The organism is Confluentibacter sediminis (assembly GCF_003258355.1).
GTDB classification, from domain to species: Bacteria; Bacteroidota; Bacteroidia; order Flavobacteriales; family Flavobacteriaceae; genus Confluentibacter; species Confluentibacter sediminis.
Genome location: NZ_QKPO01000017.1, coordinates 102733 through 123411, shown reverse-complemented (window position 1 = coordinate 123411; position 20679 = coordinate 102733). Strand labels below are relative to the sequence as shown.

General features: G+C 36.1%; 21 protein-coding genes and 1 pseudogene. 7 read left to right on the top strand and 15 right to left on the bottom strand.

Annotation, left to right across the window (positions count from 1 at the left end; genetic code table 11):
• Window positions 1-1340 (top strand): IS1182 family transposase (locus tag DKT72_RS15380; protein WP_235841737.1); only part of this gene is annotated, 1340 nt, incomplete at its 5' end.
• Window positions 1341-1429: 89 nt separating this feature from the next.
• Here the strand turns inward: DKT72_RS15380 and DKT72_RS15375 are convergent.
• The 8 genes and pseudogenes from DKT72_RS15375 to DKT72_RS15335 form a co-directional block, all read right to left on the bottom strand.
• The gene (locus DKT72_RS15375) at window positions 1430-2242 is read right to left on the bottom strand and encodes a hypothetical protein (RefSeq protein WP_111309630.1); all 813 of its coding nucleotides are present in this window, start codon (window positions 2240-2242) and stop codon (window positions 1430-1432) included.
• Window positions 2243-2311: 69 nt separating this feature from the next.
• A pseudogene (locus tag DKT72_RS18400) lies at window positions 2312-2857 on the bottom strand (tyrosine-type recombinase/integrase).
• Between the two features lie 734 nt (window positions 2858-3591).
• On the bottom strand, window positions 3592-4392 hold the full coding sequence (locus DKT72_RS15360) for a DUF4138 domain-containing protein (protein ID WP_111309627.1): 801 nt from the start codon (window positions 4390-4392) through the stop codon (window positions 3592-3594).
• Between the two features lie 23 nt (window positions 4393-4415).
• Complete coding sequence (gene traM, locus DKT72_RS15355; protein WP_111309626.1) at window positions 4416-5339, bottom strand: conjugative transposon protein TraM; 924 nt, start codon at window positions 5337-5339, stop codon at window positions 4416-4418.
• A 23-nt stretch (window positions 5340-5362) separates the two neighbouring features.
• Window positions 5363-5983, bottom strand: a complete 621-nt coding sequence (locus DKT72_RS15350; protein ID WP_111309625.1) for a conjugal transfer protein TraK — start codon at window positions 5981-5983, stop codon at window positions 5363-5365.
• 22 nt (window positions 5984-6005) lie between these two features.
• Window positions 6006-6848 carry a hypothetical protein gene (locus DKT72_RS15345; protein WP_111309624.1) on the bottom strand — a complete coding sequence of 281 codons (843 nt, stop codon included), beginning with the start codon at window positions 6846-6848 and terminating at the stop codon, window positions 6006-6008.
• 2 nt (window positions 6849-6850) lie between these two features.
• Complete coding sequence (locus DKT72_RS15340) at window positions 6851-7408, bottom strand: TrbJ/VirB5 family protein (RefSeq protein WP_111309623.1); 558 nt, start codon at window positions 7406-7408, stop codon at window positions 6851-6853.
• Between the two features lie 147 nt (window positions 7409-7555).
• Window positions 7556-9958 carry a TraG family conjugative transposon ATPase gene (locus tag DKT72_RS15335; RefSeq protein ID WP_111309622.1) on the bottom strand — a complete coding sequence of 801 codons (2403 nt, stop codon included), beginning with the start codon at window positions 9956-9958 and terminating at the stop codon, window positions 7556-7558.
• A 92-nt stretch (window positions 9959-10050) separates the two neighbouring features.
• On the opposite strand from DKT72_RS15335, the gene DKT72_RS18685 reads away from it, so the two are divergent.
• Window positions 10051-10212: a hypothetical protein gene (locus tag DKT72_RS18685; RefSeq protein ID WP_162623331.1), complete on the top strand. Its 162-nt coding sequence runs from the start codon at window positions 10051-10053 to the stop codon at window positions 10210-10212.
• Between the two features lie 18 nt (window positions 10213-10230).
• Here DKT72_RS18685 and DKT72_RS15325 read toward each other — a convergent pair whose 3' ends face one another.
• The gene (locus tag DKT72_RS15325; protein WP_111309620.1) at window positions 10231-10518 is read right to left on the bottom strand and encodes a hypothetical protein; all 288 of its coding nucleotides are present in this window, start codon (window positions 10516-10518) and stop codon (window positions 10231-10233) included.
• 177 nt (window positions 10519-10695) lie between these two features.
• On the opposite strand from DKT72_RS15325, the gene DKT72_RS15320 reads away from it, so the two are divergent.
• Window positions 10696-11346: an N-acetylmuramoyl-L-alanine amidase family protein gene (locus DKT72_RS15320; RefSeq protein WP_111309619.1), complete on the top strand. Its 651-nt coding sequence runs from the start codon at window positions 10696-10698 to the stop codon at window positions 11344-11346.
• A 133-nt stretch (window positions 11347-11479) separates the two neighbouring features.
• Here DKT72_RS15320 and DKT72_RS15315 read toward each other — a convergent pair whose 3' ends face one another.
• From DKT72_RS15315 to DKT72_RS15300, 4 genes are all read right to left on the bottom strand, one after another.
• On the bottom strand, window positions 11480-12142 hold the full coding sequence (locus tag DKT72_RS15315) for an ATPase (protein ID WP_111309618.1): 663 nt from the start codon (window positions 12140-12142) through the stop codon (window positions 11480-11482).
• Window positions 12139-12669, bottom strand: coding sequence for a hypothetical protein (locus DKT72_RS15310; RefSeq protein WP_111309617.1), 531 nt, complete (start codon window positions 12667-12669; stop codon window positions 12139-12141). The genes DKT72_RS15315 and DKT72_RS15310 overlap by 4 nt, the downstream gene beginning before the upstream one ends.
• Before the next feature lie 9 nt (window positions 12670-12678).
• Window positions 12679-12957, bottom strand: coding sequence for a helix-turn-helix domain-containing protein (locus tag DKT72_RS15305; protein ID WP_111309616.1), 279 nt, complete (start codon window positions 12955-12957; stop codon window positions 12679-12681).
• A gap of 279 nt (window positions 12958-13236) precedes the next feature.
• On the bottom strand, window positions 13237-14076 hold the full coding sequence (locus DKT72_RS15300) for an RteC domain-containing protein (protein WP_111309615.1): 840 nt from the start codon (window positions 14074-14076) through the stop codon (window positions 13237-13239).
• Window positions 14077-14402: 326 nt separating this feature from the next.
• On the opposite strand from DKT72_RS15300, the gene DKT72_RS15295 reads away from it, so the two are divergent.
• The 4 genes from DKT72_RS15295 (at window position 14403) to DKT72_RS15280 (ending at window position 17780) form a co-directional block, all read left to right on the top strand.
• Window positions 14403-14780 (top strand): DUF7793 family protein, encoded by a 378-nt coding sequence (locus DKT72_RS15295; RefSeq protein WP_111309614.1) that lies wholly within the window; start codon window positions 14403-14405, stop codon window positions 14778-14780.
• Window positions 14781-14862: 82 nt separating this feature from the next.
• A complete protein-coding gene (locus tag DKT72_RS15290; RefSeq protein WP_111309613.1) occupies window positions 14863-15813 on the top strand; it encodes a helix-turn-helix domain-containing protein in 951 nt (316 codons plus the stop codon).
• Window positions 15814-15915: 102 nt separating this feature from the next.
• Window positions 15916-17490: a MauE/DoxX family redox-associated membrane protein gene (locus DKT72_RS15285; RefSeq protein ID WP_111309612.1), complete on the top strand. Its 1575-nt coding sequence runs from the start codon at window positions 15916-15918 to the stop codon at window positions 17488-17490.
• A 56-nt stretch (window positions 17491-17546) separates the two neighbouring features.
• A complete protein-coding gene (locus DKT72_RS15280; RefSeq protein ID WP_111309611.1) occupies window positions 17547-17780 on the top strand; it encodes a DUF6520 family protein in 234 nt (77 codons plus the stop codon).
• 47 nt (window positions 17781-17827) lie between these two features.
• On the opposite strand, the gene DKT72_RS15275 is transcribed toward DKT72_RS15280, so the two are convergent.
• Window positions 17828-19222: a redoxin domain-containing protein gene (locus DKT72_RS15275; RefSeq protein ID WP_162623330.1), complete on the bottom strand. Its 1395-nt coding sequence runs from the start codon at window positions 19220-19222 to the stop codon at window positions 17828-17830.
• Between the two features lie 53 nt (window positions 19223-19275).
• On the bottom strand, window positions 19276-20667 hold the full coding sequence (locus tag DKT72_RS15270) for a RagB/SusD family nutrient uptake outer membrane protein (protein ID WP_111309609.1): 1392 nt from the start codon (window positions 20665-20667) through the stop codon (window positions 19276-19278).
• Window positions 20668-20679 lie beyond the last annotated feature (12 nt).

The following is a 20679-nucleotide window of genomic DNA, read 5'->3' as shown; positions in this document are numbered from 1 at the left end:
GCAAGCTTATAGAGCATTGCAGCATGCGTTTGGACATCCTGTATTTTTTGGGCTATGACATCGATGAAGAGCTACCCTGGCACTCAACCATCAGCCGTACCCGAGGATTGTTTCCCGAGTCCGTTTTTGAAACGGTCTTTACCAAGGTATTTGAACTATGCGTTAATGCGGGTATGGTCAGTGGGCATACCCAGGCTATTGATAGTGCCCCGGTAAAGGCCAATGCTTCCATGGACAGTTTGGAGCTCAAAGTCCCCGAAGCCGATTTAGATTCTCATCTACGTAAGGTTCGCCACATTAGCAAAAGAGACAAATACAAACCCTTGCGTCAGGCTAAAGAGAACAAAGCCAATAAGTCTGAGCAAACCCTATCGGCCAGTGATAAAGAACTTCAAGCCATAAAAACCAGAAACACCAAATGGTCTAAGGAACAGGACCAGCGACCGGGAGCCGGTAATAAAGGCAGCCGTTACACCAGTAACAAAACACATTACAGCCCAACCGATCCCGATGCGCGTATCAGTGTGAAACCCGGTAAGGCCAGAAAGCTTAATTACCAGAGCCAGCTAACGGTAGATACGGCCCATCATGTGATAACAGACATCAAAGCCTATCATGCCGACGGAAAGGACAACCAACAGTTGCCGGACATTGTGGTTCGTGTGCAGCGCCGTTTACGCAGGTCAGGCTTAGTATGGGACAACTGTGTAGCCGATACTGGGTATAGCAGTGGCGAGAACTACGCATTTTTAGAAGACAGGCACTTAAAAAGTTTTATTCCTCCCCATGGTACTTATAAAGGTTGTCCCGATGGCTTTACTTATAACGAACCCCAAGATCATTATGTATGTCCTCAGGGTAAAGTCATTCCGTTTAAAAAGGTATTTTACGAAACGAAGAACCATACGAAAAAGAAAGAATATAGAGCATCAAAGAAGGTTTGTATCGATTGCCCGATACGCAGAGAATGTTTGGGCAAAAGCGCTCAGGAAAAGAAGTTTACCGTGACGTATTACCGCGCCGAGTACGAGCGTAACATTGCCCGGGTAAACAGTCCAGAAGGGCGTTACATGAAAGCCAAGCGACAAAGCACGGTAGAACCTGTTTTTGGAACACTCACCCAGTTTATGGGACTTAGAAAAGTCAATACCATAGGTATTGGGCAGGCCAATAAGTGCATGCAGCTATCGGCCATAGCATATAATATAAAGAAGTACATGAAATTTACAGAAAAACACAGTAAAAGTGGAGCGGCAAGCCTACGTTCTCTATTTTATCGTTTTAAGGCTATTATGGACGCCATTATAAGTCCATATGGTCATCTTGAATTTACATTGTAATACCTATAAAAAACAATTAACGCCCTTAAAATGGGCGTTTTTATATCATAGGTTTGCAAAATTACGGGCTTGCGCAACGGCTACCGGTGTTAGGCAACGTATTTTCCTAGATTAAATAATGTTTTTATTGACATTCCTAGAACTTCTCTCATTTTTTCAACTTTATCTTTTTCTCTATGTTCTGGTTTTAGTTCGTTTTCAATTGTCGAAAATTCAAGTCCGAAATATTGATGAAAACCAACATAGAATAATAAAGTCAGCATATTTTGGTTATGCTTAATCAGCTCCTGCATATCTTTTTTAAATTCCTTTGAGTCAATTTGTATTTTCTTATTCTTGTCAAAATGGTCTAAATATTTTGGTATTGGTTCTTTAATTGGATAGCCATCGTAATGCTTTACGCAGTTACAAATCCAATTTATTTTTCGTGTTATAGGAAAATTATGAGTTGTTTTTTTTAATTCAACATCGAATTCGGATTTTAAATATTCCGTAATCGGAAAAAATTTATTATCAAAATCAATTTCTTTGAAAAATTCGTCCATCATCGGAATTAAGTTTTTCAAAAAGCTTTCATATTTGTGAAAAGCACCAACATAACCCAATCTAACAGTTTCAAAATAATTTTCTTTGTATTCATCTTCAGTCAAATTGAAGAATTGTTTATACTTTGAAAATTTAAGTTCTCTTTTAAAAGTTTGTATTGATTTTAATGAAGCTGGAAGGTAGAACTGAACAAATAAATCTTGATATGAGTGAAATTCGGAAACAAAACGCACTACAAAATCAAAAAGTTTTTTTCCGAGTGGGTCATTTTGAGTGAGTTCAAAATTCGGGATTTTTGAAAATTCCTTTTGAAGATTTTCAATTAATAAATCTATAGAGTTTACTTTCTTTTTCAATGCGTTTTTATATGTTGCCTAACACTTGTATAACTACAATAAATTGCCATACAATTGTAGTTATATTTATTATGTGTCCAATATATTACTTTTTAACAAGGTATCCAATGGACTAATTATGGTCTTGTTGTTAATTTCAATCGTTTTTGTGTAAATTTCTGTTGTCTTCGGAGAATTATGTCCCAACATGTTCTGCAAATGCCTGATATTTATGTTGTTTTCAATACAATGTGTAGCAAACGAATGCCGCAAGGTATGTACCGTTGCCCATGGGTTGGAATTGGTTTAGTCCACTGCCTTTCGGAATATGGACCGTATGCTGGCAGTACTGTACTTGCAGCCCGTTTGTCCCTCAAATAACCAGTAGGATGGTTTATAGGCCTTATAATAAGCCCTCAACAATACCAATAGCTGTTCTGGCAAAATGGTTTTCCTGTCCTTTTTCCCCTTGCTGTCCTTTATGAATAGATACCCTTTGTCGGAATGGACATCCGCAACCCGTAAATTCAAGAGTTCCGATATCCGCAGCCCACTGCCATAAATGGTATGTAAAATGGCTCTGTGCTTTATGTTTTGTGGGGATTGGATGATATTAAGCACCTCCGTTTTACTCAGTACGTTCGGTATGGATACCGCTTTTCCTTAGTTCTACTGCAATCCTGCTTATGCTCTTTTGGCTGATAACTGGCGTAAAGCCAATTACTTGTTTGCCCCTTACCCTTAATGTACGTGGTTTGAAGGTGAAGCATAGAAAATCGAATTTCTGGTACGTCTCCTTGACATTGGGCTGCTTCTTTTGGTTGCGATGTTAATAGACAATCCTTGACTTTTCCTCATTATATCCAAATGCAACTCTTCAGTCGCTCCTTTATCGAACCAAGCAGCTTCAGTGCTGCATGTTTATGGGTACAGTGAACCACAATATCGTCGGCATAGCGTTCGAACTTAATGACAGGTAGACCACCCAATCCCATAAAAATTATAAATCAATCATTTATATACTTTAAAAACAAACTGTTATCCGATTTGTTGACACTATATATAAATGAACTTAAAGTAAAATGCTTTACTTCCTGATAAAATAAAAATAATGTTATTTAGAAACAAAGCAAAATAAATAACTAATGAAATTATGATATCCTATATCCATTTAAAAAATATTAAAACGATTATGTGCCAAAAAGAAAAAATCTTGAGACTTGAGATGAAACCTATATTAACGATTCGAAAAGAGATTATAATGGCAAAACTTTAAGAAAGCTAACGTTTCATCGCTGCCTGAGAACACATTATTGTCGTACTAAGCGATTTTATTAACAAGGATGTCGACTATACCTTAGAAAATGTCATTAATTTTTAGTCTCTAAGGTTAATTTTCTACTGCCATTCAATTCTTTCACTTCTAAATGCAATTTTTCCTTATCACCTAATACAAATTTTGGAAGAACAAAAACAAATTGATTTGAGCTTTGGTCGAAAACTGTTTTCGGTTCTTTATACCTGTATAAAATATCTTGTTCGATTTTTTGGTAAGAACCTTTGTGCCTTTTGGATATTTTGGCTTTGGAGATCCCCAAATAATCCAATTCAAAATCAATTCCCGAATTGTTCTTGATTTCCAAGACCAAATAGACCTCATTTTTATCATAAACTGTTCTCAATAATCTTAAGACCATGCCCTTCTCTCTTTTTGTGGCGGAAGGATATTGTTTTGTTTGCAATAGGGATTCTGAAAACCTTTCATAATAATTCGCTTTTTCTTTGTAATTTATAAGGGTGTCGACAGTACCAATGGATTTAACATCCTCAAGTTTTTCATTTCGAATCCGTTCATGTTCTCCAATAAAATAATTTAGCTTAGTTACTGTTTTAGCGTATTTAAGAATATAGGAATAAACATTTCCGTCTGTTGTAATAATTAATAAATTGCTATCCACGCCTGGTGTTGCCTGCAACAGTCCAAAATATTGTTGATTTTCCCTATTATAACTGAAAGCAAAGTTTTCTGCTCCTGTTATTCCTTGGCGAATTTGTTTCGGGAAAAATAAAGCGACATTCATATATTCATTGGCATAAATGGTATCCAGTGAAGGTTGCGCATACGTTATTATTGACATAAATAGCATTGCATAAGTAAAACTAGGATTCATAATTATTTGAATTTAATGGTTCTTTAATAAGGCTTTAAGAATAATTGATAGTTATCCAGTATCGTTACTTTCACGGATCTATTATTGCGCTGAAAGAGTTGCTTTACCCCTCCAACTTGAGGAAGTCCAGCTATGTTTATGTTCTGAACGACATCATCCACCACTTCTCTAGTGGCATCTGCCCTAAAGCTATTTTCAATATAAATACCCTCATTGCCATCCTGTAAATCAAAGGCTTTGAGTTTTACTGGTTGATGATTAATGTTTTCAATGTCTATGATGGTTCGGTTAGCACGAAAGCTCACAAAACCATAAATCCGGGTATTTCTTGGTGTTTTAATACCATTAATAATGGCATCTTCCATCAACCGCATGCTCAATCTAAAATTGTTCTTTACGGTTTGAGTGCCATCTACTGCAACCAAAATGGATTTATTTTCCAATATTTCATCATTTGGAATCTCTTTAGGATTTGAAGCAAAAAAGAGTTGGTGTTCTAATCCCATCTCCATGGCGGAGATAACGGGCTCCTTTGCAGATTCAACCGTATCCAAATTTTTTGTTGTCATTTCATTGGATGTCTTTGGCAGATCATCTTTTGAAATCTTTCCGGTGTATTTAATCCTACCTTCTTGATAGATGCTATCAATCATCCTAATCTTTTCCTTGTCCAGAACTTCAGAATCATAAACCCCCATTGAATCCAACAACTTTTCATCATAGATACTTGGGGCATTGGTGTTCTTAACTTCCTTCAGATCATTCAGTGCATCTAATTTTGATTCATATACTTTCTGTCCATCCTCCAATTTAGGAACAGGAATTTGATTGTTTTCAATTACTGGAGACGGGTCTTCACCAAGCATGTGCATGGTATAGCCCCCTGTAAGCACGGTAATACCTAAAATCACCCCAGCAAATATGATTTTGTTCTTTTCAATTTTCATCTTATTGTTTTATTTAATGTTATTTATGATCTTTCTTTATTGTCTATTTTTCTTAGGGAATTTTCAAAAAAGTTGGTGATCAACAAGCCGTGGGTGTTTTTAGGAAAATTCCTATCTACATGAATGACATTTCCAGTGGTTTTTAACTCATAGGTATCTATGACCGACCCACGATTTACCTCGAATATGGTTAAGGTCTCAAAGCTGTAAGGTTCTTTTTGGATGTTTATTTTGGATGCAACGGAAATCACTTTTTGAACCAAGGAATACTGAAGCAAACGATTATAGACACCATCTGCTTTTTTCTGGCGATATACCGCATCCACAGAACCATTCCCCAACCACAACGCTTTTCCAAGGTTCTTTTCGTAGTTACTGGCATCAATGTTATAAAAGTATTGGTGGAACAATTCCAAATGTGACAAGATCTCTACTTCCAGATTCTCTTTTTGTGAAACTAATTTTAAAGGAATTACTTGCCCCTCACTATTAACCACAAACGCACTGTTAATAGTGTCTTTATGCAATTTTAGGATCAACACAACGGACATGGTACTGGTAATTGTTGCGCAGATAACCACTGCCAATACAATAAAACGATTCAGCTTTAATATGTTATAAATATCTTTATAAGGTGTTTTCATAATTTATTTTTTAAAAATGGGACTATCCTCCAGTAAAAAGTTTTAATGTAAATGAGGTCGCACGCCTGTATAACTTGAATTTCAATAAGACTATAAACCCTATAGATCCCAACTGTATCAAGGGTGCAAACACCTGGCTTCCCCAATCCGTACCAAATAAGGTGGGCCAGAAATTGGTATTTATTTCTGTATAGAGGTTATTGATGAACACATTGACCAAGAAAAAAGCTGGTACCAACATATAGACCCCTGCATATAGTTTAAAGAAATTATAGGCTAAGTTTCTAAATTTTTCAAAGACAGCGAGACTGATGACTAATGGAAAGAAAGCCTGCATGATGCCCAATAAGAAGTAACGCTCCGCTAAAAACAAGGGATAGATGAACAAATCCAGCAACCATAAAAACAAACCAATGATGAACGCTATGACTTTGAGACCGAACAATGGTGTCACCAAAGCTTCATAGAGTAAGGCCATGGCCTTTTTGGCGGCTTCCAAGGCACCCACGTCCTGTTCAAGATCGATGTCCTGCATTTGCAATGGAAGGAGTGCCGGTGCCGTATCCCTATATTGGGTCTCTATGGCCACCAAAATGGTATCAAAAACATTAAGTACTTGGGTTGAGAAAATAACCAGAATCACAACAGCAAAATTCTTTGCAAGTTCAGCAGGGGTCAATCCCCAAGTATAGCCATCATTATTGGCAACCCCTTCATTGTATTTCTTCAAGATGTTTATGAGAAATAATAGAATGGCCAAGGTTTTCATCCCGGTTATGGCGTACTGTGAAAAATCACTGTTCTTGATGATGGTAAAAACCGCATCCACATATTCCAATCCAATACCTAAAAATATCCCAGTCATCTTTAGTAATTGGTTTCCCGGTTATTGATTTTGTCCTGCATGCTTCTAAAGGCTATAATCTCCCTATAGCGTCGGGCCTTAGTTTCAATCTCAGCTACCATATCCCTGGATTGCACTTCCTTTTCCTTTAAAAATGTGGCACGTTCCGAATCCGTCATTTTTAAGGTGTCATTAGATAGTATCTGGCTGACAAATTCCAGATCATCCAAGGATTGTTCGATAATGGCATTAAAGGATTCCGAAACCCTATGGACTTCCTCTGGCTTGATATAAGGCGAATTCAATATCTCCCGAAGGTCGTTCTGAACCATATCAAAAAGCTTTTGGTTATTCCTTGTTAGTTCCTGGACCGCTTTAAGTTGTTTGATGATGTTGCTTACCTTTTCTATGCGCTCTTTCTGTTGTTTTAAAAACTCAACGGTCTTCAAAAGTTCTGAGGTTTGCTTAGCGGATTCAACCAATGATTTAGCCAGACTAACAAAATTGGTGTTATCATACACAGGCATACCTTGTGCCCCTAAATGGTTAGGTATTAAAATAACCAATAGCCCTAAACACATCAGTGTCAGGATTCGGTCTTTAACCACAGTCCAATAGTTTAGTCCATGGATTTGGCGATTGTATTTTGATGATTTCATAAAGTTCGTTTTTTGATTGATATTTAATTCATGATGATTTTAATTTTTAGAGACAGCCGCCAGAAGGGTCTATGGACGCTTTATAAACTCCCTGATAGCAGCTTCCATATTCTTGGTCTTATCATAGAGATGCATGATATCATTACTTTCCTGCCCATCGGTCACGTAAGCTGCATACACTTCCTTAGGTACTTCCAACCTGAAAATGTTGCTTTCCTTACCAATCTTGATAAATATCTCGGTATACTTCCGTACGCCAGAAAGGTTGTTTCGAATGGATCTTAACTGGTTCAGGTCATGGCTGGACAGGTTCAATCTCCTTTGCAGCTCATCATAGCCCTTTTCGTTTCTAAGGCTATAGATGATTTGGGTATTTTCCAAAATGCTGGCCGAAGTGGAATTGCTTGGTAATTGGTTAATGGACTGCAAGATGATTCCAATGGCTCCATTTTGTTTTCTAATGGCTTGGTAATAGAATTCGACACTTTCCAAAACATTGTCAAACTTTAGTTGCTTGGCAAACTCATCAAAAAGGATGATGCCCTTCTCCGCTTTATTTCGCCATATGGTGCGTTGGATCGCCGATTTGATAAGTTTTAGCATGACCGACAAGATTTCTTTATTGTCCTTAACTTCATCGAGTTCAAAAACAATCAATCGTTTATCTTCAATCTTATAGGTCTGGTCTTGGCTGATATTGAACAAAAAACTGTACAGCCCATCACCAACATATTCAGAGAGGATGTGCAGAAAATCATAAACACTGAAATGTTCCTCTTGAATATGCAGTTCCTGAATAAGGGTATCCTTTTTGCCATCCACAAATTGATATAAGGATGCCAAGGAATGGTCTCCCGGCCGGGAATCATAATAACTTCGAATGACTTTTTTAACAGCCACTTCTTGAGCCTTACTGGTTTTACTGCCTAAAGCCAAAAGTTCCAAAATGAACCGTCCTAAATCCTCCAACCGCTCTGGTGTCAAATCGGCATTTTCAGCAATATAAAAAGGGTTAATACCTAGATTTTTACCCTGTTCATACCTAAGAATAATATGCTCTTCGGGATACAATTTGGCAAACTTGGAATAAGAACCTCCCAAATCGATAATGACCAATCTGACCCCGTTCTCAAAATATTGGCGCAAAATATTGTTGGCCAAAAAGGACTTACCTTCCCCAGTTGGTGCAAAAATGGCAAAGTTTCTGGCCTTGATACGTTTCTTCTGTTCATCCCAGACATCTTTAAGAATGGGAATATTATGTTGCCTATCATTGAAGATGATACCCTTAACATCCGATTTATAATTGGTGTTATTAATATATAAGCACAAGGCATGTTTTAAATCCGTCACATACAAATCGGCATTGGAGAAGTTGGAAACATAACAACAATAGGAATTCAAAAAATAGTGTTTCCGTTCCTCCCCTTTTGGATAATAAGGAACAATATCCAGTTCCTTGAACTCCGCTTTTATCTTGGACGCTATATGGCTTAACTCGTGGATTTCACAGGACCAAAAGACAATGTTCATATGACCTCTTATGATTCTGGAAGCATCATCCGCATTGATCCGATCCACAATGGCTTCAATCTTCTTTAAGATTACTTTGTTCTGTGTCCCGAAATTGGAGCTCTTATTAAGCTCCTCCATTTTCTTTTCCAACAGTTTTCGCCATTTCTGTTTGTCATCCAAGTAAATGATTTGGTTGATGATATGGTTTTCATTGAGGTTCAATCCCAAACCATCCATAAACCCTTGATGGAACACAAAATCATCTGAAGTAAACTTATCATTGGTTTTGCTGCTTTGTACCACATCCCCAAAACATAGCTCACTATTGACTGCCAAGACATCAAAATGGTTGTCCCCTATTTCAACCTCCGTTTTTTTAAGCTGAATATCCGTATCAAAGCCTTCATTGAATCCATTAAAATAGGCATGGGTCATACGGACTATGTCGCTTTGACGCATGGGCTCTAAAAATACCTTTCGACTGTTATTGATAAAGGACACGGCATCATTTACCAATGTCATAAACTCCTGTACATTATGATCCATTTGTTTATGGATCCCTTTTTCTATGTTTCGAAAAGGGTTGGTAAATTTGGATGCATTCAGTGATTTATTTAAAGGCAACATAAAAAACAGATATGACCTATGTTCTAAATATTCTCGTCCTTTAAAATAATTGTAGGTAGCCTTTTCCAAAAAACTTTTATTGGGAATGTCATTAGCATCATACGATGTCTTTCGGTAAATATCCTGTTTGTGTATAATAGTACCTGTAGGCAAGGATTTAAACCCTTGGAACCAAGCCCCATGAATATCCTCAAAATCAGATTCAGAAAGAGAATATACCTCTGGAAAATCCACTTGATAGCATAGGACTACATTACCATTATTTGCAAATACCATATGATCTTGAATATCCAGTATGGGATGATATGCCGCTAGGTTAATGGTCTTCATAATATAATTGGCTTTGTTTTTTATTACTGATGGTTTGCGGAAACACTTTTTTAAAATGCCATAGGGATGGGTTCTTTGTCAAATGAGTTAATATGATATACACTATACCATTGAAAAGAAAAACCAATATGATTACTGAAAAGCTAAAAGAAAATATGATACATAATAGGGATCCTATAACCACAGTCATCATCAAGGCGAACAATGATATAGGTAGACCCATTATCATCGCTCGCTTCCTTATGTTTTTATAGACACTGAACCGTTTCATATTACACCACGATTCCGATTAAGTAGGTAAAGATGCCGACAACGGCTCCCGCTATAAGTACAAAGACCAACACACGAGTGATGCCCTTTTTTAAATCAGCATTCTCTCCAAAGAAGTGACCTGCATTGAACAAGAAACCGATCAAAAAGATGACACCAAGGATAATGGGGAAAATTGCACGGATGGTATCCGAAACATCGTTTACGGAATCTTCGATGCCTCCAATTTGGGCAAACATGGATGTGGAAATAAGGCCTAAGATCAAGGTTAAATAAATTGATTTTTTCATACGAAATAAAATTTAAGTTTTTAATGATTTTGATTTATGAAAATTACGATATATTTACTATTAAACAACTGATTATCAATATTTTAACTAAATAATATTATTTGATTAAGATTGTTTTTAATTGCAACTAAAGGGCATTGAATTTTATGGTTTTGGATGCGAAAAATGTTCACAATTATGAAAATTGACTTCAAAATAAACCTCAAAAACGTCGTATTTCTTCTAGCCATACTTAAAACATGTATCATTTTTGGACAACAGTTGGAAGTACAAAAAAGAATACTCATTGACGTTGGACATGGTGGAACAGATCCTGGTGCCATTGGTGTAAATGGCATCCAAGAAAAAGATGTGGTTCTTAATATTGCCAAGGAAATCATCAAGTTCAACAACTTGCTTTTAGATAACAAATTGGATATTTACCTAACTAGATACGGTGATAACTTTATCGCTCTTTCTGATAGAAGTCGATTGGCCAAAGCCTTAAAAGCAGATGTATTTGTGTCCTTACATTGTAATGCTTCCAAAACAACTTCAAAAGGAATGGACGTATATGTGCATGATTCTAAAAATTTGAATACTAAAGAATCCATTATATTGGGGTTATCAATTTTAAATGAAAACTCAAGTAAGTTAGGGTTTGAGACCCGAGGTGTGAAGTTTGCTAATTTTCAGGTGTTACGGGACATGATTGATTTTTGCCCAGCAATACTTGTTGAATTGGGCTTTTTAACCAATTTTGATGAAGCTGATTATTTTTTAAACCCTTCAAATACTAAAGCTATTGCTTTGGCCATTCTAGTTGCAATATATAATCATATAGGATGACCTATACAAAAACCATGAATTTGGGATTGGGATGTATTTAAAAAAGACTATTATTGCTCTATTCTTTGATTTTGTTCATGCTCCTCAGATTCATTATCCCAATTATCGTTTTAAAGCAACTCTAAATCCTTGGTTAACTTCTTTTATCCACACTACCATTATCAAAGGCTACCAAATTAAACAATTCCCGCATCCGGGAACGAACCCTCTTACCATAACGATCTTCCAATTCACGAGCATTAAGATTGGTAGTCGCATGGGTGATTATTTTATGTTGTAAAAACAAATCATAACGAGACAGTAAAACTTCACCCATCACATTGCAATCCTGTCCATAATGTCTACCAATGGGTTCCACTCCCAAATCATCAAAACAAAAATACTGTCCGTTGCCATAGTCTTCAATGGTTTTGTAACCAATGTGGTTAAACCCAAATACAATATTTCTTGATGGGATGATTTTATAGGGTTTTTGATGCGGTACCATATGTCTCAGCAATTTCATTAAACTGGTTTTACCACAGCCAACTGGACCCGTTAATAAAATACCCTTGTTCAAATCCATATTGAGTTTTTTACAATTGGCTTCATCCTTAATGAAATAATTACAAAGTTTGAATAGAATATCCCTATCTTCATCAAAGAGTTTAAAAGTATGTCCGAACAACAACTTCCCTTTGGCATCCAGATAGATCAGAATCTTACTAAAATCATAAAGAATTTGATTTCCTTGAATATTCCCCAGTTCGTATGTCACTGAACCTTCCAAAATAATATGGGGACTGGTTGTATTCATAAAGGTTCATTATAATTTTTATCGGCACTTGTCTTTAGGTTGTCCTGATATGGAACAGTTGGATCTTGTTTCATATCCGTTTGAGAATTTTCAGAAATTAAATTTTTTGGTTTATTAAAGTTTTTATTGTTTTCTAAAGTTTGTATATGTTTGTTTATACGTACCAGTGCTTGTCCACTGCTTGTCTCGATATTGGTACGGCTTTGGTACAGAGCTTGTCCAGTACTTGTCCCAAAATCGAACATCTTAATTTTACTACCTCGAAATGGGTTATGTGATGGAGTGTATAAGATATAGTTCCAATGGCTTAATTCCTTGATGCAACGATGATAGGTGCTTTTCGATCCAATCTTGGAAAAGGACATGATTTCTTCCCTATTGATATAAAATTCAGATTTAAAATAATTGGTGTTCCAATATTGAAACAAAGCAATATACAGGCTGATATGCGTTGGATTCAATCTGGTATCTATCGAAAATTGCAAAAACACAGCATTGAGATGTTTAATGTAATTGATATCTTCCAAAATGATGATTTAATAGGTATTATGAACCCTATTCTTTTCCAATAGGTCCATGATTTCCTTGTAATCATAATAGAGTACACCCCCTACTTTGGTGTATGGCAAAGTGCCATTGATACGCAGGTTTTGTAAGGTTCCAGGCGAAATGCCCAAGAGGTTCCTGACCTCTGGTGATTTCAACCATTTTTTTGGATACTCACCTGATTGGTTTTTCAATAATTGTTTAATGTCATTTAGTAATTCCAATTTGAATTCATGAAGATCCTCCGTTGTAATAATAGTTGTTCCCATTTGTAACTGTTTTTTTTAGAAATAACAAAGTCGCCAATGATCGAAATAATCTTTAGACGACTTTGTCTTGATTTGACTTTCGTCTTACAAATCTCAGGAACCATTTTTTATGATTATCAATAGTACATCCCAAGTTGGGACATTTTTTATCGGCCTTTTATTTTAAGAACTTTTGCCTTGGTATGGTACAACGAAACATCCATAAATATAAAAGCAAGTGTTTATATTACTGCGAATATCATTTTAAAACATGACTCGCAACATGGGGTGATGTTGGGATTAGTTATCGGATTCTTCAAACCGTTTCGTTAGAACGTCAATAAGCTTATCCAAAAATTTTGTCTTGCTGCATTTCCTTGCTCTAATCTCTATGAATGTATGATAATAATTTCCAAGATCTATATTGAACATCTTTTCAAACAACGAAGCCATTTCCTTGATATCGGCTGTACCACTATTGATGGCTCCACTGCTATGTAAGGCATAAATCAATTCAATTAATTCTGTTTTGCTTCCCGTCCAGAAAAGCTTTGATAATTGTTTCATGGGGTTTAATTTTGGTTTATCTGCATGGGTTTCCAAGACCGCTATTTCCTGCTGTAAATACACAATTAGCATGTCATAGGCCATGATAGTCGCCACGGTACTGTCTTGGCAGGTTGAGAATTCTTCATCGGTAAAAAAGTGAAAGGATTCCGTTGGGGAACGCAAATCTGATTTTCCCCTAACAAAATATTGTTCATCGAGGGTTGATGCTGCCCTACGGTAATAATGGTAGAATTCCAGATTGTCATTAAAATAGACCTGTAACTTATTGATTTGATTGTTCAAGTATTTAACCTGAAATTTGGAACTGCTCCTGGGTCGTTTACTTTCAATATGATAAAGTTTTACATAATAAATCAGCTTGCTGAAAATCTGGGGTTTCACATGTTTAAAAAAATCAATTTCATCCTGTGTGGATGGAAACCCTTTGAGTACAACGATTTCCCGTAGACTTTTGATACATTTTTCCGTATAGGTGATACCATGTTCCGCTTTGTATAGGATATCCTCACAACTGGCTTCCAAAGCTTCCAATTTAGCTTCAAATTCCGATATCAACTTTTGGTATGCCATAGTCTAAAAACAAAAATTATCATGATTGTACCCTACATAATTTTACAAAGAGCAAGATTACATTTTAGGACAATTGACCGCTTTCATGTCGTCCAAAAAAACGTATTGCCCACTACATCAACACCATGCCTATTTGTGATACGTAAAAATCAGTAAAATTTGAAAGAAAATAAGAAGAATCCCTTTCCAATAATCCTTTTAAGTCAATTATTCATCCCTATTACACAATTAATACTCCAAAACAGACAATTTATAACACATTATATATCAAGTATATATATAATTAAATTTTTAAGTTTACATTGAAAAACCAGTTTTATCCGATCATGTTACCATATTTTGAAAATGACTATTCGGAATATCATCTCCGCGATGGCATATTAATTATAACCTACAAAAAAGGCGTTTATATGGATTTAAAGGCAGCTGTACAAATTGTCAAGGATCGGCTTGCCATGCAAGAAGGACAGTCCCTTCCCATATTATGTGATATCCAAGGCATTAATGAGATTGATAAATCGGCTAGGAATTATTTGGCTATGGAAGGCTCTACCCTCATAAAATCTGTAGCTTTTCTGGTAAAATCACCCGTATCAAAAATGATGTTCAAGTTTTTTCTTCGAACCAATAAGCCACCCATTCCCATCCAGTGTTTTGATAACTTGGATGATGCCATTATTTTTTTAAACAAATTTAAAAACTAGGACAACATTAGATCATAAACATAACAAATTAGAAAAACACTGTATAAAACGAGATAGATATAATAATTATAAATCCTTAATTATGGCCAAGAATAAAAAAGAACGTATGCTTCAAATCAACCAAATGCTTTTGGAAATGGCAGCAGGCAATTTCTTCTATAAACTTAAACGATCCAAAGAAGATGACGGTATTGAAGCCATAACCGTCATGTTGAATATGCTATCTGAGGAAATATTGGAATCCATGATGCACCAAGGTTTTGTGAATTTAAACAACAGTACGAAACATATCGTGCAGATGAGCTTTGTATTGGATAATCAAGGAAACATTCAAATGGTTAACCAAAAATCCTGCTACCTTCTATCGATACTTCATAGTGATATGATTGGCGAGCCATTTGGGAATTTTCTATCGGAAGACTGTTTGGAGGCATGGAATTCCGTTTGGATTATGTTACAACAAAAAAAACTACATGACACATCATTAAAACTCATATTTAAAACCAAGGGCAATCTCACCATACCTAACACCTGCTACATTACGACATTTAGGGAAAAATCAGATTTGGACCGACGTACTTTAATAACGACCATCCTTCACACAAGTTCCCAAATTGAACTGGAACAGGAGCTTCGACATAGTTTATTTCAACCCAAAAAAGAAACATATATGCCTCCGGAAATCCGCCAAAAGCAAAAACTCAGATTGAGCTTTGATGATATTAGGAAACTTAGGGAAGCTCGAGAGATCATAATTAACAATCTGGACAGGAACTTACCTTCCCTGAAGAAATTTGCCCTTCAGTTGGGAACCAACGAATTCAAGTTAAAATATGGTTTTAAGGAACTTTATGGCACTTCTGTCCACCAATTTTTGATGCAGGAACGATTACGAAATTGCAGCATGCTCATCCAACATAGTGATATGGCATTAAAGTCCATTGCCTATAAGAACGGCTTCAAGAGCATATCCCACTTTTCTAGGGCATTCAAGAAACGCTTTGGTTATGTACCGAGCAGTTTAAGAAAATAGGTTTTCAAAAAGGATATCCTTTTATCTAATACCTTATAGTCAAAATCTAATCCCTTAAAAATAAATTTTACTATCGAACTTTACCATATTAAACCAAACGATATGGTACGCAATAAAAGTTGGCATCAGATAGTTACAAAAAGTATTGTCTTTTTGTACGTTGTCTTATTTGTATATGCTGCAACTAGCAAACTATTGGATTTTGAAAACTTTAGATTGCAATTAAGTCAATCACTAATACTTACCGATTTAAAAGACATCATAGCTTTCATGATACCATTGCTGGAAATTTTGATAGCCATTGGGCTTGCAATAAACCAATCCAGAATGCTTGCTTTGTATATGGGCGTGGGCCTTATGTCTGCTTTTACCATGTATATTGTAACCATACTTAATTTTAGTGATTTTGTACCATGTTCTTGTGGTGGCATCTTGGAACAATTGGGTTGGAAGGAACATTTGGTTTTCAATTTCATCTTTGTAGCACTTGGTAGTTTTGCTATCATAATAAATGCCCCCAATGTAAAAAAACCCAATTATACTGGCACTGCCATGGACAAGAAAGGTTTTAAGCGCACATTGTTCCAAATTGGTACACTAATCATATTGGTCTGCGGATTAGTGCTCGGATTGTTTTTTTATACAGATTACAAAAACCATTTACCTGGAAGCTTTATCAGGACATTGCCACCTCACCCCATTTCTGAAATAAAAAACAGGATAACCTTGGAAGAAAATCAATTTCAATTTGCTGGAATTACAAAAAACCATATTTATTTAAATAGGAAAAACAATCCTTTTGAAATCTTACAGTTTGATTATACCCTTTCCAAGTCACAAACCATTCATTTGAATATTCCCAAACCATACAAATTTAACCCAAGTCGGGTTGGGATAACCATCAATGATTTAGGAGTATTTATTACAGATGGCACCACCCCTATCCTCTTTAAAGGCAATACCAATAACTGGGTCCTCGAAGCTTTAGATTTAAAAAATAACTATTTCAATTCCGCTACCCCTATGGACGTTAACCTCTTGGCGATAACAAAACTAATTCCAAAAGAAGGCCGCTTAATGGGTATTTTAAATATGAATAAAATGGAGACCTATCTAAACCCATTAGCGCTTCAAAAACAGGCTGATATCTTTTTCTCTACCGATGGCTTTATGCATTATAATCCTGACATGCAAAAACTCATATACACCTATTATTATAGAAATGAATATCTCCTGATAAACAAAAGCCTTAAGGTTACGGCAAGGTTTAAAACCATAGATACCACATCTACGGCAAAACTTAAGCTAAGTTCCAATAAAAAAAACGATCAAATGTCGTTGGCAATGCCACCGCCCTTAGTAAATAGAAGGAGTTTTTCACAGGGCCATTGGCTTTTTAACCAGTCAATAACCAGAGCGAAAAATGAGTTGCAAATAGTTTTTCAAACTAGAAGTGTCATAGACGTTTACAATTTAAAAAACGGAAACTATGCCTACAGCTTTTACATCCCGCATATTGAAGGACACCCTTTAAAGGATTTCATAATCAAGCACAATCAAATTTACATTCTATATACCAATCAATTGATAAGGCGGGAATTAATCCAAAAATATCTGCCTTCACAACTGCCGGAAATAGAACATCAAAATATTTTACATGTAGAAACAGGAATGTAAGGTTGAACACCTGTAGAAAAAAGTAGACCAAGTATTCATTATTAAATTTTATAATCATGAAAAAAAATCAAAGTTTTTTAATGATTGTTGCTTTTGTACTAGCTATTGGCGGTGCATTCGCATTCAATCAAAATGCACTTACGGATTCATTCAGGTCTGATGGATGTAATCCAGAAACAAAACCCGCAATCTGTACAAGTACGGAAGTAAATGATCCCGTTTGTACCATCGAGGGGTTGACCTATTATCAAAACGACACTTGTAGTTTAGAATGGCGTATACCACAATAATGGTTATTTAAAGGAAGCTAGGGAAATATCCCTAGCTTTCCATTAAATTATTTCGTAGCAGGATCTCTAACTACAATAACTTTCATTTTTCTTTTCCCTTCGACCAATTCCAATCCATTATCCCGTAATGTACTTTTTAAATCCTCAAAATCCGTTAGCACACCTTCCAAGGTTATATCTATATTACCTTTAATTCCTGTTTCATCAATAAATGGTGGCCCCAATTGATATAGGCCCCACATAATACTTATAAGCTTTGCCATCGGTTGATTGGTTAAAGTCATTTTTGTGCCGTCAGTGGAAACACCTTTTTGTTCCCCTTTGGTTTTTAGACTTTTTAAGGCTTCCTTAGTTGCCACGATTTTCCAATAAGGCATGTCCCTGGTCTCCACTGTTACTTCATGGCCAAAGTAATTTTTTAAATCCCGTTGTACTATGTTTTGGCGGTACAAGGTGTTGGAAGCTTTACTTTTGGGAACAATAAGTTCATAACAATAGATTCCTTTTCCAGTTTTAGAATCTGGTTTAAAAAACGTCGAGTCTTTAACCTCCAGTAGCGGTCTGCTCCACCATTTTCCATAATTATTTGGCCTTTCTATAATATCAGGATTTGGACGAATGGTATCTCCGTAAGCGGCATTATAAAGGTTCTGAAGTGTTATGTTAACAGCACTAAACCCTGCCAAATTCCCATCTAAAGGAGGGAAATAGCTTGGGTAAACACTGCCGTAAACCTTTTTGTTAACACCTGTTAGAATGGATCTATAAAGAAAATCCCCATCATTGCCCCCATTACCATCAACGAGAAGTGGTTTTCTAAAATCGTAAGCCTCTTTTTTCGTTTGTTCTTCCTCACTATTGGCCTTATGAAAAAAATAAGGAGTCTCACCCTCTAAAAACGCTTTTAGATTCTTAGCATTTAGATCGTCACTTGTTGTAATGGCTCTTACTACACCTTTGGGATCAATCCAAATGATATGAGGAACTGAGGACACCCCAAAATCATCAAATAAACGAGCTTCATATGCCAATGGCAAATCCAACTGAAATCTTTTCCGTACTTGCTCATACATTTTATCTGTTCCTTGATAATATTTTCCATCATTTCTACCCACCAACATAATCACGACTTCCTCTTTAAATGCCTTACTAAGTTTATCGACTTTATCAAAACTTTTTATACAGTTTGTACAGTAACGATTCCAAAAATCAAGCACAAGCCATTTCCCTCGAAAATCCTTCAGTGAAGCCTTTTGTTTATTAAAGTATTTAATATCATGTAGCATAAAATCCGGCATCGGTTTGCCTATTTCTGGCAATGTCCTATTCCCCTTTACCTCCACAAGGTTACTATCATTTTCTTTATCAAGCGATTGGGATGGCTTGTGATTTGTGTTGCAGGCTACAACCAAGAGCAACAAAAGATATCGTAAACAATTCATGATATGGTATATGTTTAAATTATAATTAATTGGTGTTGAACGTAAGAACATCTTTAATAACCTGGGTTTTGGTTCATATTGGGATTGTTTTGTATTTCAGATTGGGGAATCGGGAAAAGTGTATCCGAGCTCTGCCAGCCTTCTTTTAATAAAGACAAGGCCTCATCCGCCATATTAGTACGTTTTAGGTCAAACCAGCGGTGTCCCCATTCTGCAAACAATTCCCGTTGGCGTTCCTTAAAAACAGCCGCCAATACCATTTCAGTGGATGCTCCTGATTCATTTTCCAGTCCAGCTCGGTTACGTATCCGATTGATATCTTCAAGTGCCCCATCCACATGATCTAAATGTGCCCTACTCTCCGCCCTAATCAGGTATTGTTCTGCCAATCGAAGTACCATATAATATTCGGTACGCGTACTATTGGATTTAACCTTGTACTTAAAGGGATAATAATACGCACCCAATCCAGAATTTATACTATTAATCCATGAACTTCTTCTTACATCCCCATCTTCAAAAACTCCAAGACTCTCACTTCTAAGTGCAACATTATTAGGGACACCATTAAGAATAAATGAAAATCCTTCTACGGTATTAAGATTGTTAATCACAGGATAGAGCTGCCAAATAGCTTCCCTAGAATCCGTTAAAAAAACACGATCCACATCAGGTTCCAATTGGTATTCGGAAGCCTCAATAACACGGGTAGCCATGGCTTCTGCATTTACCCAATCCTTATTATACAGAAATACCCTAGCCAGTAAAGCTTCTGCTACATATTTATTGGGACGTACATGTCCATTGGAGGGGTATGATTCGTTAAGAAGGGAAATAGCCATTTTAAGATCATCAATAATATGATTATAAATGTCAGGGATTGGCAATCTTGGGGCGATAGCGTTCTCAAGATAATTTTTGGTTGTTATATAAGGGATATCCCCAAAATAATTAACAAGGTAAAAATGGCAGAAAGCACGAATGAAATAAGCTTCCCCCATCAATTGATTCTTATTTATTTGGGCAATGTCCTGAGCGTCCCTTACACCTTCAATTATACTGTTTGATTGGTATATATAAGCATATGGTTCGCGCCAAAGATTCAATACATCGTTATTATTTGGATTCAAAGCATTTTCAAAAAATTCAATTTGTGAAGTACTGGTATTATAATTCTCAAATTCATCCGCATACAAACCTGCCAATAAAGTCGTTTTGGAATTAGCAAAGCCTCCATAACTTTCAGTCATCTGACTATAAATGCCAATGAGGGCAGCTTCCGCCGTTTGTGCATCATTGAACACCGCTGAACCTACCAATTCCGTTTTGGGAACCTCAATATCAACAAAATCCTCACAGGATATTAAAAGTGTGAGAACCAGAAAAACAAGGAAGTATGCCCAAAAAGTCGCCTTTCTTCTATATATTATATTTAAAATTTTCATAATGCCGTTATT